The organism is Pseudonocardia phyllosphaerae, from assembly GCF_046546475.1.
In the GTDB taxonomy this organism is placed as follows: domain Bacteria; phylum Actinomycetota; class Actinomycetes; order Mycobacteriales; family Pseudonocardiaceae; genus Pseudonocardia; species Pseudonocardia phyllosphaerae.
The window spans coordinates 139,780-153,925 of sequence record NZ_JBKGXS010000008.1; the positions used below are offsets into that span (position 1 = coordinate 139,780).

Sequence of the window (14,146 nt, forward strand, 5' to 3'; positions counted from 1 at the left end):
CACGCAAGGCTCCGGGTGCATCATCGGCCACTCCCCGCGGACGACCGCCGGCGGGGAGAGCGAGCACAGCCCTCCGCCGGAGGCATCCGGACGAGAACCTGCCGCATCACCGGCCGGGCCGGCTCAAGCGGCCACTTCCCCGCCCGGCGAGGGTGCTTCATCGGCCAGGCGAGCCAACGACTTCAGAGTTTCACGATGCGAGAAGCCCTACTGCCTGGCGCCTGCCGTGGCCCGCACCCCGGCGAGCACGATCGCAGTGACCCGTTCGGCGTCGGCCCGGGTGAACTCGCGTCCGCCCCGGCTGACCAGCAGGTGCACCGGACCGCTCAGCATCTCGCCGAGGAAGTGCGGGTCCACCACCGGCAGCTCCCCGCTCGCGACGGCCGCCTCCACCCGCGCGTGCAGTGTCTCCTGACGGCGGGCGAGCACGTCGTCGACGACGGCCTGCAGCGCCGGGTTGTCCCGGGCCGATCCGACGACGGCGAGCAGGGCACGCCCCTGCGGGCTGCCCAGCGAGGCGGCGACGGCCTCGAGGAAGTCGGCGAGGTCGGCGTCGATGTCGCCGGAGTCGTGCAGCGGCGCCGCGTCGGCGCTGAAGGCGACCAGCGCGTCGGCGACGAGCGCGGTGCGGTCGGGCCAGTTGCGATAGACGCTGGTCTTGTTGACCCCGGCGAGATCGGCGACCTCGTCGTAGCGCAGGCCGGCGAACCCGTCGCGGGCGATCAGCTCGGCCGCGGCCTCCAGGATCCGCTGCCGCACCCGGGCGGTGCGCCCGCCGGGTCGGCGGGACGGTTCCCGGGTCGGTCCGTCGTCGGCCACGGACGGCACCCTACAGCGGCTGCGCCGCACGCAGCCGGGCGTTGCGGGCCTCGATGTCCGCCCAGGTCGCGGGCACCATGAGGTCGGCGCCACCGAGTGCGAACTCCTGCGCCGCCGCCGCGTGCGGACGCTGGCGCCGCTCGTAGGCCTCGAACGCCGTGGTGAGGTCGTCGTGCCTGCCGAGCTCCTCGGTGAGGTACCAGGCGCCGAGCAGGGCCAGTGAGGCACCGCGACCGGCCATCGGGGTGGCGCAGTGCGCGGCGTCGCCGATCAGCACGACGCGGCCGCGGTGCCAGACCGGCATGTGGATCTGCGCGATCGCGTCGAAGTACAGGTCGGGGTCGGCCCGGGCGGTGCGCAGCAGCGCGGGGATCTTCCAGTCCTCGACGCCGTCGAACACCTCGGCCAGGATGCGCTTCTGGGCGTCCAGGTCGTGGTGGTCGTAGTCGATCGGGCCGGAGCGGAACTCGAACATGCCCAGCGTGCGGTCGTGGTAGTGGGCGACGCCGGCCATCAGCCCCGGCACGTTGAGGATCTCGGTGGTGCGCTCACCGGGGGTCGCCTGGTCGGGGGCGTCACCGATCGCGACGTACACCCCGAGGTGCTCGGTGAACTGCTGCTCCGGGCCGAAGACCAGGCGGCGCACCGTGGAGTGCGCCCCGTCGGCGCCGACGACGAGGTCGTAGACCGCCGCGCGGCCGGAGGCGAACGTGACCGCGACGCGGTCGCCGTCGTCGTCCAGGGCGGTGATCGACTCCTCGAAGCGCAGCTCCACCTGTTCGGGCAGGGCCTGCCGCAGGATGTTCGTGAGGTCCTCGCGGGGGATCTCGACGTCATCGGAGGACTCGTCGATCTCCGACCCCACCAGCGGCGCCACGGCCGCGCCGGAGGCGTCGACGAACCTCGTCCGCTCGGTCATCGTGATCTCGTGCGCGTGCACCGCGTCGAGAATGCCCATGTCCCGGGCCACGCCGAGGGCCGCACCCCGCACGTCGATCGGGGAGCCGTTGGTGCGCAGGTGAGCCGCCCGCTCGACGACCTCGACGTCGTGCCCGGCACGTGCCAGGTCGATGCCGGCGGCGAGCCCGGCGATACCCGCTCCGCTGACCAGGATCCGCATGTCCACTCCTCCGTCTGGCGGTCTGCGACCGCTGAGCGCAACGATCCATTGCTTTAGTCGACGCTAGCAGCGCACTAAAGCAACGGCAAGGTGCACTAGAGGCCTCCCGGTGGCAGTGTCCGCCGTCCCCGCGATGCCGAGCCCACGCCACGACGGGCCGCCGGCCTGCTCGATCTCGATCGGGACGGCGATCGCCGTCGATCAGTTCCGCCTCGACGAACCGTCGGTCACACGCTCTCGACGGGGTCCAGGTCACCGAGAACGGTGCCCGGCACGATGCGCAGCCCCATCGTTCGCATACAGGCCCACATCGTCGCCTGGTTCGCCGCGATGACGGGCTTGCCGATCGCACCCTCGAGCAACGGGAGCACGTCGATCGTCGACAGGTTCGTGCAGGCGACGACGATCGCGTCGGCCTGTGCGTGATCGGCGGAGATGATCCTCTCCGCGGTCTCCCGGTACTGGACCGCCCAGATGCGGCGCGTCAGCCCGAAGCTGCAGGCCGAGACGACGCTCTTCCCCCGGGCCTCGAGATAGGCCACGAAGCGGTCGGTGACCTCTTCGGTGTAGGGCGCGACCACGGCGAGCCGCTCCGCGCGCACGGCGTCGGCGGCTTCCGCTATCGCATCCGCCGTGGTCACCAGGTGATCCGAGCCGGAGGTCGCCATCGCGTTCTGCACCGTGCGCTCGTGAGCCGGACCCTCGAAGAAGCTGCCGAGGGTGCACAGGTAGGCCGTGACCGCCGGGACGAAGTCGTGCAACGACCGCGCCGCGGCCTCGATCCGGCTGGTGTCGCTCACGAACGTCGCCGACTCGAGCCCGACGTCATCCGAGTAGTACGGCAGCCGGGCCAGATGACACGAGATCTCCTCCGGGAGCCAGCGCACCAGCTCCCCGCTCAGCGCGAAATCCGCCGGCGCGACCACCCCGACGGACGAGGAGTAGGTGGGCCCGTCGATGCCGGCCAGCCACTGCGGCAGCACACTCACGTCTCATCGCCTTCGGGCATGCCGTCGCCGCGAGGCGAGCCGGCGTCGGTACGAGCGCGCACGGCCTCGGTCAGGACTTCCCGCAGCTGCGCGTGGGCGTCCCGGATCCGATCGCGCTCCAGCACGACCTCGATGACGTGGAGGCCGGCCGGCGGGCTCTTCACGAGCTCGACGAGGTGCCGGCGATCGGTGGCCCGCGTGTACTCGGCGGCGTGCCCGAGACAGATCTGTTCCAGGTCGACCGACTGCGGCGTACCGAACAGCCGCTCGAAGGAGGCGTCGGACTCGTCCGCGTCCGGCAGCAGGGAGAAGTTCCCACCGCCGCCGTCGTTCAGCACGACCACGGTCAGGTCCGGCCGGCGCTCGTGCGGCCCGACCAGCAGACCGTTGACGTCGTACAGGAAGGTCAGATCCCCCATCAACGCGTAACAGGGCCGCCCGATGCCGTCTCTCGAGTTGGCGAGCGCGAGACCGGCGGCCGTCGAGGTGTTCCCGTCGATGCCGGCGACGCCCCGGTTCGAGTGGACGTACAGGTCGCTGCGCGGCGTCGCCCCGAAGTAGGTGTCGCGGACGGAGTTCGAGGCCCCCAGGAACAGGATCGAGTCGGCGGGGAGCTCGGCCACCATGTCCCGTGCGACCTGCATGCCGGTCGGCCACTCATCGGAGTCCACGTACCGGTCGGCCACCGCCCGGACGTCGGCGTCCAGGGACAGCCACGCACCCGACCAGTCCCAGTCGGCCTCGGAGTCCGCCACCACCCTCGGCGGCGCCTCGGGGAGCCGGCCCGTGACCGTCACGGCCGAGTGCTCCGGGTCCGTCCACCCGTCGGGGTCGCCGACGCGGTGCACCGGTGTGCCGTCGAGCGACGGTGGGGTCGTCGGGGTCAGCGTGTTGCGGCCGACCGCCAGGATCGCGTCCGGGGCGAGGTGACCGGCGTCCACGGTGGTTCCGGTCGGGAGCTCGCCGCTGCCCCACAGCAACGCGCCCGCCGTGAGCACCGCCGCGTGCTCGCGCAGCGCGATCGGCGCGGCCGCGGGCTCGGCCACCACCGGCCATCCGGCCTCCGCCGCGTACCGCGCAGCAGCGCGGATCCGCGGCTCCGGGCCGTCCCCCAGCACGACGATCGTCCGCTTCGGAAGGGCGGCTCGGAACTCCTGCCCGCCGTCCTGCCTGGCGGGCCACTGCACGACCGAGGTCCAGGGCTCCCCCGACGGGCGCCCCCGGTAGTCGGGCGGGACGTCCTTCTCGCGGTCCGCGAGCAGCGGCTCCCTGAGCGGAACGTTCATGTGCACCATGCGCGGTGAATCGACCTGGGCGACCGCGCGGCACACCATGCTGCGCCACAACGAGTTCTGCCCCGGCCGGTTCTCGGCGACCGGGACATCCATGCTCGACGCCGAGCCCTGAAAGAGTCCCGATTGCCGGATCGTCTGACTGCTTCCGGTGTTCTGGAGTTCCGGTGGCCGGTCCGCCGTCATGACGAGGAACCCGATATCGGAATAACAGGATTCCAGGACTGCCGGATAGATGTTCGCGACGGCGGTACCCGATGTGCACGCCAGCGCCGTCAGCCCGTCCCCGGTGGCCGCCAGCCCCATCGCCAGATACCCGGCCGACCGTTCGTCGAGCCGGACATGCAGTTCCAGCCGATTCTCCCGCTCAGCCTCCAGGAGCGCGACGCTCAAGGGGGCGTTCCGCCACCCGGCGCACACGACCGCATGTCGCAGCCCGTTTCGCACGAGTTCGTCGGTCAGTACGCGAGCCTGCAGGAGAGACGAAGTCATTGGAAACCTACCCGTCGAGTGGCTTTCTCAGCGGAACTGGGCGGGGGCCGGGCAGAACGATCCGTACGAGGATCGTCGCCGTGGCGAAACCGTCGGGTCAGCGCCCGGCCGACGGCGACTCGGGCCCGGAAGGCAGGCTCGGACAGGGGTCGCCGGATTCGGCGGCGCTCCGCTGATCGCTCATGCTCTGCATCCTCGGGTCGGCGGTGACCGTCAGTCCCAGAGCCGATTGCTCAAAGCCTCCGGGAGTTGTGAGCGTATTGACGGCGACGTGACTGTCAAGGGTCGGCACGGGACTCCGGATCGGACTCCGGGAACCGTGGATCACCTCATGATCGGCTCCGACCCCGCGGCACCCGTCCCGCCGCCGTCCTGATGTCACGCCGCGCCGGACACCTTGCGCATGGCGCCATCATGCGCCACTATGGCGTCATGCAGTTGGACGGATACGTGGATCGACTCCGGGCGCAGTTCGCCGCGGTCAGTGACGTGGCGAGCGACGAGGTCCGCGACATCGCCGAACGCCTGGTGGCGCCCCTGGAGTCCACCGTGCGCCTGGTGCTGCTCGAGGCCCTGGCCACGGCGGCGGACGAGATCACCCTCGACCTCGCCCCCGGCTCGGTTCATCTGCGCCTGAGCGGATCCGATCCCGAGTTCGTGGTCGCGCCCGCACCCACCGGGTCGACCGCGCCGGACGCGACACCGAGCGGCGCCACCGTGGCGCCACCGCCGGAGTCCGAGGGCGGCCCGGTCGCCCGAATCAACTTCCGGCCCCCGGAGAGCCTCAAGACCCGCATCGAGGACGCCGCCGGGCGCGACGGCCTCAGTGTCAACACCTGGCTGACCCGGGTGGCCCAGGCCGCGCTGGACCAGCCGTCGTCGTCCGCTCCGCCGGGCAACCGGCGGGTCGGCTGGTTCGGCTGACCCACCCCGCGACTGCACGAACCGCAGACACTCCGCAGAACGCCCAGAGCTCACGGCGCCACTCGCGCCGAGGAGGCGATACCCCATGTCCGCTTTCGACACCCCGGGACCGGTCAGCGCGACCGTCGACCTGCCGATCGGCACGGTGCGCGTGGTCGCTGCCGACCGGCCGGACACCGTCGTCGACGTCCGTGCCGACTCCGCCGACCGCGAGCAGGCCGACGCCGTCCGCGTCGACCTCACCGGCGACGAGCTCCGGGTCACCGGCCGGCCGCTCGGCCTGCTGCAGAAGCTCTCGCCGAGGACACCCGGCCGGTCGCTGGAGGTCGTGGTCGACCTGCCTGCCGGGTCGTCGCTCACCGTCCGCACCGGCTACGGCGACGTCACCACCGAGGGCCCGCTCGGCGCCTGCGACATCGACGCCCGCTACGGCGACGTCCGCATCGGCGAGGCGGCCGAGGCCAGGATCGTCGCCGGCTACGGCCGGATCGCCGTCACCGGCACCGTCGACGGCGACGCCACCCTGACCGCCGACCACGGCGGCGTCCGTGCCGGCCGGATCGGCGGAACCGCCACCCTGCGCAGCAAGCACGGTCTCGTCCGCGCCGACGAGCTCGCCGGCCCCGCCGACCTCACCGGCACGCACGGTGACATCGAGATCGACGCCGCCGATGCGGACGTCCGCGCCCGCACCTCCTACGGGGGCGTCCGGATCGGCCGGCTCACCCGCGGCGAGGTGTCGCTGAGCAGCACACACGGCCGTCTGGAGGCCGGGATCGCCGCCACCACCGCAGCCTGGCTGGACCTGGACACCGGAGCCCGGATCGACAACGAGCTCACGGCCCGTGAGGACCCGACCGGCTTCACCGAGAAGGTCGCCGTCACCGCCCGGTCCCGCGAGGGCGACATCGTGATCCGCCGGGCCTGACCCCGGCCCCTCCCCTGCTCGAGAGCCGCCGGACCACGAGGGTCCGCCGGCCGCCCCGTCCTGCCCGGAAACAGGAGCCCGTCATGCCCGAACCCGCCATGCCCGAGTACGCCATCGCCGTCACCGGCCTGCACAAGTCCTACGGCACGCACGACGTCCTGCGCGGCGTCGACCTGCACGTCCCGACCGGCACCGTGTTCGCCCTGCTCGGGCCGAACGGCGCCGGCAAGACCACCGTCGTCACGATCCTGTCGACGCTCCTCCGGCCCGACGCGGGACGCGTCCGCGTCGCCGGCCACGACCTGGCCACCGAACCCGACGCCGTGCGCGCCGCCATCGGCGTGACCGGCCAGTTCTCCGCCGTCGATGGGCTGCTCACCGGCGAGGAGAACCTGCGGCTGATGGCAGACCTGCACCACCTGCCACGCGCCGAGGCCCGGGAGCGGGCCCGCGAGCTGCTCGAACGCTTCGACCTCACCGGCATCGCGGCGAAGCCCGCGAGCTCCTGCTCCGGCGGCATGCGGCGGCGCCTCGACCTCGCCATGACCCTGGTCGGCTCGCCGCAGGTGATCTTCCTCGACGAGCCGACGACCGGTCTCGACCCGCGCAGCCGCCGCGACCTGTGGGCGTGCGTGCGCGACCTCGTCGCCGCCGGGGTGACGGTCTTCCTCACCACCCAGTACCTGGAGGAGGCCGACCAGCTCGCCGACGACGTCGCCGTTCTCGACGGCGGCCGGATCGTCGCCCAGGGCAGCCCGGCGCACCTGAAGACGCTGGTCCCGGGCGGGCACGTCCGCCTCAACCTGCCCGACGAGTCCGCGCTGGCGCTGGCCCGCCGGACCCTGCCCGGCGCCGTCGCCGACCCGGACGCGCTGACGCTGCAGCTGCCCGCGGACGGCGTCGCCGCCCTGCGCTCGGTGCTCGACCGGCTCGACGCGGCCGGGGTCGACCCGGCCGGGCTCACCACTCACACCCCCGACCTCGACGACGTGTTCCTCGCCCTCACCGGGCACGGCGCCGGGTCCTCCGACGATGACAGGAAGCCGGTCCTCTCATGACTGCCACGCTCGACACCGCCACGCTCGACGCGCCCCGCCCCGTCGCGGACTCGCTGACGATGGTGCGCCGCCGCATCCTGCACATGCGCCGCTACCCGTCGCTGACGATCATGCTGATCGGCCAGCCGATCGTGCTCCTGCTGCTGTTCGTCTACGTCTTCGGCGCGACGATGGGCGCCGGGCTCGCCGGCCCGGGCGGCGGCCGCGCCCAGTACCTCGCCTACATCACCCCGGCGGTGCTGCTGATGACCGTCGCGAGCGTCGCGCTGGCGACCGCGATCGGCGTCGCCACCGACATGACGACCGGGATCGTGGCCCGCTTCCGGACGATGGCGATCGCCCGGGTCAGCGTGCTGACCGGGCACGTCGTCGGGGCGTTCGTGCAGACGGCGGTGGCGCTCGTCGTCGTGTTCGCGGTGTCGCTGGCGCTGGGTTTCCGCCCGGGCGCCGGTCCCGGCGGATGGCTCGGTGTGCTGGGAGTCCTTGCTCTGCTCACTCTGGCGCTGACCTGGTTCACCGTCGCGCTCGGGCTGCTCGCCCGGACCGTCGAGTCGGCGAGCAACACCCCGATGTTCCTGGTGCTGCTGCCGTTCGTCGGGAGCGGGTTCGTGCCGACCGACTCGATGCCGTGGGGGCTGCGCTGGTTCGCCGAGTACCAGCCGTTCACCCCGGTCATCGACGCGCTGCGCGGCCTGCTCGACGGCGGCCCGGCGCCGGTCACCAGCGTGCTGCTCGCCACCGGGTGGTGCGTGGTGATCACCGTTGTGAGCTACGTCTGGGCGCGGCACCTCTACGACACCCGCGCCTCCCGGGCCTGAGGACCGTGAGTGATCACCGGTTGTGGAGCTCGGCGTGCGCTGAGCGTGCGATCCGCTCCGCAACCGGTGATCACTGATACCGAGCGGAGGGATCAGCCTGCGACCACCGGCTCCGGCAGCGCCGCCACCAGCTCCTCGATCCGCGCGGTGGCGGCCGCGTCGAGCGGGGCCAGCGGCTCGCGCGGCAGCCCGACCGGCAGCCCTCGGGCCGTCGTCGCCACCTTGACCCCCGGGATGAAGCCGACCGACAGCAGCGTGTCGAGCAGCGGGTAGATCCGCTCCCACTCGGTGCGGGCCCGGTCCAGGTCACCGGCGGCGATCGCCCGCTGCACCGAGACGAGCTCGCCCGGGATGACGTTGCCGCTGCCGCACATGGCCCCGGCGGCGCCGTCGGCCAGCGCCGCGAGGGCGAGACTGTCCCAGCCGACGATGGTCGAGACGACGTCGCCGTGATACCGGATGAGCTGCCCGAGCTGGGCCATGTCCCCGCTGGTGTCCTTGACGTAGCGGATGGGACCGACCTCGCGGGCCAGCCGCCCGACGGTGTCCGGGTCGAGGTTCACCCCGGTCGCCGGCGGCAGGTTGTAGAGCATCACCGGGATGTCGACGGCGCCCGCGACCGTGCGCAGGTAGCGCAGGGTCTCGTCCATGGTGAGCGGCTCGTAGAACGGCGTGACCAGCATGAGCACCGACGCACCGGCGTCCTGCGCGTGCCGGGAGTGCGCGATCGCCTCACGGGCGCTCAGCCCCCCGGTCTGCGCGACGACCGGGACCCGCCCGGCGGTCTGCTCGACGACGATCTCGACGACGCGGTGCCGCTCGTCCGCCGTCATCGCGGCGAACTCGCCGGTCGACCCGCAGGCGACGACGCCGCCGACCCCGCCGTCGACACTGCGGTCGACCACGGCGCGCAGGGTGGGTTCGTCGATCCCGCCGTCGGAGTCGAACGGGGTGACCAGGGCGGTGAGGATTCCGCTGAGCTCGGACACGGTGGTGCCTTCCCTTCCGGTGATCGGGAGTCAGAACGCGCTGGTCAGCGCGTCGGGCGAGGTGGGGGCAGAAGCGGCGGTGTCGGCCAGCACCGACCGCACGTTCTGCGCGGCGGTCAGCCCGGTGCGCACGGCGGTCTCGGTGTAGAGCGTCCCGAGGTAGTCGCCGGCGAGGAACACGCGCCCGCCCCGGCGGCGGGTGAGCGCGGGCTGCAACAGGCCGCGCCCCGGGAAGCTGTACGGCGATCCCTGCGGCCAGCGCCGCACGTGCGCCTCGGTGAGCGTCCCGGCGAAGCCGGGCAGGACGGCGGACAGGTCTTCGGTGTAGCGGCGCAGGATGTCGTCGTCGTCGAGGTCGAGCAGGGCACGGGCCTGGTTCGCCGGTGAGAACGTCATCAGGCTGCTGCCCGGGATCCGCTCGGAGCCGTAGCCGTGGACCACGTTGGACATGTTCAGCACGACGCTGAACGACCGCTTCGGTGTGGCGATCGCGTACGAGTCGTCCCAGCGCCGCGGCGTGGTCTCGCCGGTGAGGAACGCGGCGCTGACGAACGGGCCGTACTCGATGCGCGACAGGGCCTCCCGCAGGTCCCGGTCGAGGTCGACGGCGATCCGGTGCGTGACATGGGCCTGGGTCGCCAGCACCACGGCGCGGGCCTGCACCTCGTGGTCGCGCCCGTCCTGGTGGTAGCGGACCACGACCGAGCCGTCGCGCTGCACGACCTCGTGCACCGCCGCGCCGAGCTGCACCCGATCACCGAGTGCGGCGGCGATCGACTCGGTGAGCGTGGACGGCCCGCCGAGGATGTTGCGGTTGAGCCCGCCGCCGATGTTCCACACGAGGCTGAAGTAGCCGATCCCGGCTCCGGCGGCGATCTGGTCGAGGTTCGCCGACGACCGGGTCACCGTCGGCTCGAACAGCGCCTTCGCGTCCGGCGGCAGCTCTCCCACGAAGTCGGCGAACGAGCGGTCGTTCATGAAGTCGTAGATCCGCTGCTGGCGGCCGGCGTCGTCCTCGCCGGGGCGGCGCTTCAGCACCTTCGCGTAGCGGGCGACCGCGGCGCGGACCTTGATCCCCGCGCGGGCCATGTGCAGCCGGTCGTTCCAGGACATCGGGACGCGCAGCGGGTAGGTCTCCACCCGGCCGCGGGTCAGGAGCCTGCCGTTCATCGACAGCCCGGACAGCGAGCCGGGGACCTCGGCGGAGTCGACGCCGGTGCTGTCCAGCAGCCACGACGTCGCGGAGTCGCCGCCGGCGTAGACGTGGCCGCCCCAGTTGAGCCAGTGCGCGCCGCGCCGTTCGGAGTGGACGCGGCCGCCGACGCGGTCGTCGGCCTCCAGCAGCAGCGCGTCGGTGTGCCGCAGCCGCCACGCGGCGGACAGCCCGGCGAGCCCGCCGCCCACGATGATGACGTCTCTCATCAGGTTCTCCTCGTCGAGGTCAGCAGTCCGGGGCAGCACGGTCAGCGCCGGACCGGCGTGGCGGCCGGGGCGGCGGAGGGGGTGTCGAGGGCGGCGGCTTCGGAGAGTCCGAGGTGTGCGGTCTCGGGGGCCATGAACCAGGAGACGGCGAGCCCTCCGAGGGTGACCGCGGCGCCGATCACCATCGTGGTTCCGATGCCGAGCCCGGAGAGCGAGAGCGGGACCAGGTAGGTGCCCACGGCCGCGCCGATCCGCGACAGCGAGGAGCACAGCCCGACCGCCGAGCCCCGGATCTCGGTCGGGAACAGCTCGTTCGGATAGATCCACTGCAGGATCTGCGAGCCGCCGATGAACACCGCGTAGGCGACGAAGAGTCCCATGACGACGCCGACCGGGGCCTCCGGGAACAGGCCCAGCCCGAGCATCGCCAGGCCCGCCCAGAGGAAGCTGTGCAGCAGCAGCGAGCGCCGTCCCATCCGGTTGACCAGCAGCAACGACACCGCGCAGCCGACCAGGAACATCACCGTGATGACCGCGGAGCCGACGGTGTCGGCGCCGTCGCTCAGGTTCAGCGCACCGAGGATCTTGGGGCCGAACGCGTAGATCGCGAACAGCGGGACGACCGAGCAGGTCCAGAACAGCGTGACGAACACCAGGCGCCCGGCGTAGCCGGAGCGGACCAGGCGGCGCAGGCCGACGGTGCCCTCGGGGTCGGGCTCGATGTCCTCGACGCCGGCGTCGGGTCCGAACACCTTCCGCATGACGGCGGCGGCCTCGTCGACGCGGCCCTTGCTCAGCAGCCAGCGTGGGGACTCCGGGGTACCGATCCGGCAGACGACGATCAGCAGCCCGGGCAGCGCGGCGCTGGCCAGCATCCAGCGCCAGCCGTCGTCGTAGGCCAGCAGGAGCTCCCCGACCAGGTAGGCGGCCGCGGCGCCGACGAACCACATGGTGACGAACGCACCGAGCAGCGGGCCTCGGTGGCGGCGCGGTGAGAACTCGGCCAGCAGCGACGTCGCGATCGGGTAGTCGGCACCGACCGCCATCCCGACGAGCAGCCGCAGCACGATCAGCCAGACGGCGTCGGTGACGAAGAACTGCGCCACCGAGAACGCGATGATCGCGACCAGGTCGATGGTGAACAGCAGGTGCCTGCCGAAGCGGTCGGTCAGCCAGCCACCCGCGAACGCGCCGAGGAAGATCCCGACGAGTGCGGCGGCACCGACGAGGCCCTCCTCCGACGCCGAGAGCCCCAGCGCCGGGGACGCCTGCACCAGCGCGACCCCGATGATCGACAGGACGTAGCCGTCGAGGAAGGGGCCGCCGGAGGAGAACAGCGCCAGGCGCTTGTGGAAGCCGGACAGTGGTGCGTCTTCGAGCACGTTCCGTGGCATGGGCGCTCCCCACGTGGTCGTCGTGCCGCGGCCGAGCCGCAGGCCCCGCGTCCTTGCGGTGCGGGGAGGAACGATGACGTGACCGGGCACGGCGGCACTTCCGACAGCGTCACGAATCGACGCCCCGGCGTTCCGACACAGTGTCGGAACCAGCGCTGTGAACTGGGCGGATGCGGCGGTTCCGCTGCGGATGTCAGGGGTCGGTCAGCAGGTCCGGCCGCGACCGGTAGGCCTCCAGCACCCGGTGCAGCTTGACGCCGAGGTGCAGCGCGAGCCGGTCGGCGCCGTCGTGCAGGGACACCTCGCCGAGCGCCTCGATCCGGCCGAGCCGGTAGTAGAGCGTCGAGCGGTGCACACGCAGCGTCGTCGCGGTGCGGGTCGCGTCGCCGCAGCAGTCCAGATAGGTCTCCAGCGTGCCCACCAGGACGTCGCCGTTGTCCTGGGCCAGCAGCCGGCGCAGCCCGTCGGGCAGCCGCTCGGCGGTGCGCGCGGCCCGCGGCAGCCGGAGCAGGACGCCGAGCACGCCCAGCTCGGCCTCGGCGACGACGTCGCCGAGGTCCGGCAGCAACGCCGCGGCGTGCGCGGCGAGGCGGGCCCCGTCGTGGGAGCGGTACGCGGCGTCGGCGCCGGTCGCGGACGCCCCGATCCCGGTCACGGCGCGGGTCGACCGGTCGAGACCGGCGAGCATCCGGGTCGCGGTCCCGCGGGCGGTACCGGTGGTCGCGGCGCCACCGAACAGCAGCAGCGTCGCGCGGCGACCGTCCACCGTGGCCAGGATCCGGCCGGGCGCGTGGTCGCGGACAGCGTGCTCGGCCGCGGTCCGCAACGCGGCCTCGCTCTCCGGCCCGGGCTCCCCGTCCGGGGCGACGACGAGGGCCACGACCGGTTCGGCCGCCACGACCTGCCGTTCCTCGACGGCCGCGAGCGCCGCGGCCTCCCGGGTGCGGGCGGTGCCGGCGATCAGGTCACGGGCCAGTTCCTCGGCGCGGGCCTGCGCCCGCTCGTGCAGGATCACCCGCCGGTACATCAGCCCGCCGACCTCGGTGGCGGCCGCCGCGGCGGCGTCGACCTCCCAGCCGTCGACGTCCTGGTCGATCAGGAACAGATGTCCGAACAGGAGCCCGCGGGCCCGGACCGGGCAGCAGACCCGGGCCTTGAAGTCGATCTCCGGGGCCGCCGGGACCCGGCCCGGCTCGGTCCAGTCGTAGATCCGGTGGGCACGGAAGTGCGCCATGACCCGCTCGTCGGACTCGCGCTGCAGCACCGCGTAGACCCGCAGCGGGTCCTCGTCGCCGAAGTGCCTGCTGACGGTGACCATCCGGCCCTGCGGGTCGTCGACGGCGACCGAGCGGCCGAGCCGCTGGGCCAGGTTGTCGACGACCTGCTGCAGGCCGTCGGTGGCGATGCCGTCGTCGTAGCTCAGGATGTCCTCCGCAGGCCGGAACGCCGGGTCGCGTGCGCCGTGCGGCGATTGTGCCGCCGGCGGGCCACGGACGGCGAGCCCTGGACAGGCCGCTCGCCCGCTCCCTTGCGTTGCGCAACCGTTCACCGATCGGTCCCGCGCCGGATCACGCTCCGTCGCCGGTGACTGACCAGGGTGGGCCACGTACGCGTTCCCCCGCGGCCACCCGGCCGCGACCGACGAGAGGATCATCGTGGGCGACATCGCGAGCAAGGTCGACAAGGCTTACGAGGACAAGGACATCGCCGAGCTGGCCGACGCGCCGGTCGCCTCCCTGCAGGGTGTCTCGGACAGCGACGCCGAGCACCTCAAGGAGGCGTTCAACATCAAGACGGTGCGCGACCTGGGGACGAACAAGTACTTCCTCTGGGCGCAGGCGATCGCCAAGCTGGCCGACTGAGCGACGTGCACGACCCGCGTGGGGCGGCACCGGTGCCGC

13 protein-coding genes are annotated in these 14,146 nt (G+C 72.7%); 5 read left to right on the forward strand and 8 right to left on the reverse strand.

The annotated features are described in order from the left end of the window. Positions 1 to 207: 207 nt before the first annotated feature. From ACLE50_RS17280 to menD, 4 genes are all read right to left on the reverse strand, one after another. Positions 208 to 819, reverse strand: coding sequence for a TetR/AcrR family transcriptional regulator (locus tag ACLE50_RS17280; RefSeq protein ID WP_410944597.1), 612 nt, complete (start codon positions 817 to 819; stop codon positions 208 to 210). 10 nt (positions 820 to 829) lie between these two features. Further along, positions 830 to 1,939, reverse strand: coding sequence for an FAD-dependent monooxygenase (locus ACLE50_RS17285; RefSeq protein WP_410944598.1), 1,110 nt, complete (start codon positions 1,937 to 1,939; stop codon positions 830 to 832). A gap of 227 nt (positions 1,940 to 2,166) precedes the next feature. Further along, entirely contained in the window at positions 2,167 to 2,928 is a 762-nt protein-coding gene (locus ACLE50_RS17290; protein ID WP_410944599.1) for a maleate cis-trans isomerase family protein, read from the reverse strand. Beyond that, positions 2,925 to 4,712 carry a 2-succinyl-5-enolpyruvyl-6-hydroxy-3-cyclohexene-1-carboxylic-acid synthase gene (menD, locus tag ACLE50_RS17295; RefSeq protein WP_410944600.1) on the reverse strand — a complete coding sequence of 596 codons (1,788 nt, stop codon included), beginning with the start codon at positions 4,710 to 4,712 and terminating at the stop codon, positions 2,925 to 2,927. The genes ACLE50_RS17290 and menD overlap by 4 nt, the downstream gene beginning before the upstream one ends. A 432-nt stretch (positions 4,713 to 5,144) precedes the next feature. Between menD and ACLE50_RS17300 the strand changes: the two genes are divergently transcribed. The 4 genes from ACLE50_RS17300 to ACLE50_RS17315 all read left to right on the forward strand — a co-directional run bounded on the left by ACLE50_RS17300 (position 5,145) and on the right by ACLE50_RS17315 (position 8,440). Continuing rightward, positions 5,145 to 5,636, forward strand: coding sequence for a hypothetical protein (locus ACLE50_RS17300; RefSeq protein ID WP_410944601.1), 492 nt, complete (start codon positions 5,145 to 5,147; stop codon positions 5,634 to 5,636). Between the two features lie 85 nt (positions 5,637 to 5,721). Next, complete coding sequence (locus ACLE50_RS17305) at positions 5,722 to 6,564, forward strand: DUF4097 family beta strand repeat-containing protein (protein WP_410944602.1); 843 nt, start codon at positions 5,722 to 5,724, stop codon at positions 6,562 to 6,564. Between the two features lie 98 nt (positions 6,565 to 6,662). After that, positions 6,663 to 7,622 (forward strand): ATP-binding cassette domain-containing protein, encoded by a 960-nt coding sequence (locus ACLE50_RS17310; protein ID WP_410944730.1) that lies wholly within the window; start codon positions 6,663 to 6,665, stop codon positions 7,620 to 7,622. After that, a complete protein-coding gene (locus ACLE50_RS17315) occupies positions 7,619 to 8,440 on the forward strand; it encodes an ABC transporter permease (RefSeq protein ID WP_410944603.1) in 822 nt (273 codons plus the stop codon). Before ACLE50_RS17310 ends, ACLE50_RS17315 begins: the two co-directional genes overlap by 4 nt. 92 nt (positions 8,441 to 8,532) lie before the next feature. Here the strand turns inward: ACLE50_RS17315 and ACLE50_RS17320 are convergent, their stop codons facing one another. From ACLE50_RS17320 to ACLE50_RS17335, 4 genes are all read right to left on the reverse strand, one after another. Further along, positions 8,533 to 9,429 (reverse strand): dihydrodipicolinate synthase family protein, encoded by an 897-nt coding sequence (locus ACLE50_RS17320; protein WP_410944604.1) that lies wholly within the window; start codon positions 9,427 to 9,429, stop codon positions 8,533 to 8,535. 30 nt (positions 9,430 to 9,459) lie between these two features. Beyond that, on the reverse strand, positions 9,460 to 10,851 hold the full coding sequence (locus ACLE50_RS17325; protein WP_410944605.1) for a flavin monoamine oxidase family protein: 1,392 nt from the start codon (positions 10,849 to 10,851) through the stop codon (positions 9,460 to 9,462). 41 nt (positions 10,852 to 10,892) lie between these two features. Beyond that, the gene (locus ACLE50_RS17330) at positions 10,893 to 12,245 is read right to left on the reverse strand and encodes an MFS transporter (protein ID WP_410944606.1); all 1,353 of its coding nucleotides are present in this window, start codon (positions 12,243 to 12,245) and stop codon (positions 10,893 to 10,895) included. Between the two features lie 193 nt (positions 12,246 to 12,438). Continuing rightward, positions 12,439 to 13,794: a PucR family transcriptional regulator gene (locus tag ACLE50_RS17335; protein ID WP_410944607.1), complete on the reverse strand. Its 1,356-nt coding sequence runs from the start codon at positions 13,792 to 13,794 to the stop codon at positions 12,439 to 12,441. Between the two features lie 106 nt (positions 13,795 to 13,900). Here ACLE50_RS17335 and ACLE50_RS17340 point away from each other — a divergent pair, with 106 nt between their 5' ends. Further along, positions 13,901 to 14,107, forward strand: a complete 207-nt coding sequence (locus tag ACLE50_RS17340; RefSeq protein WP_410944608.1) for a hypothetical protein — start codon at positions 13,901 to 13,903, stop codon at positions 14,105 to 14,107. The last annotated feature ends 39 nt before the right edge of the window (positions 14,108 to 14,146 follow it).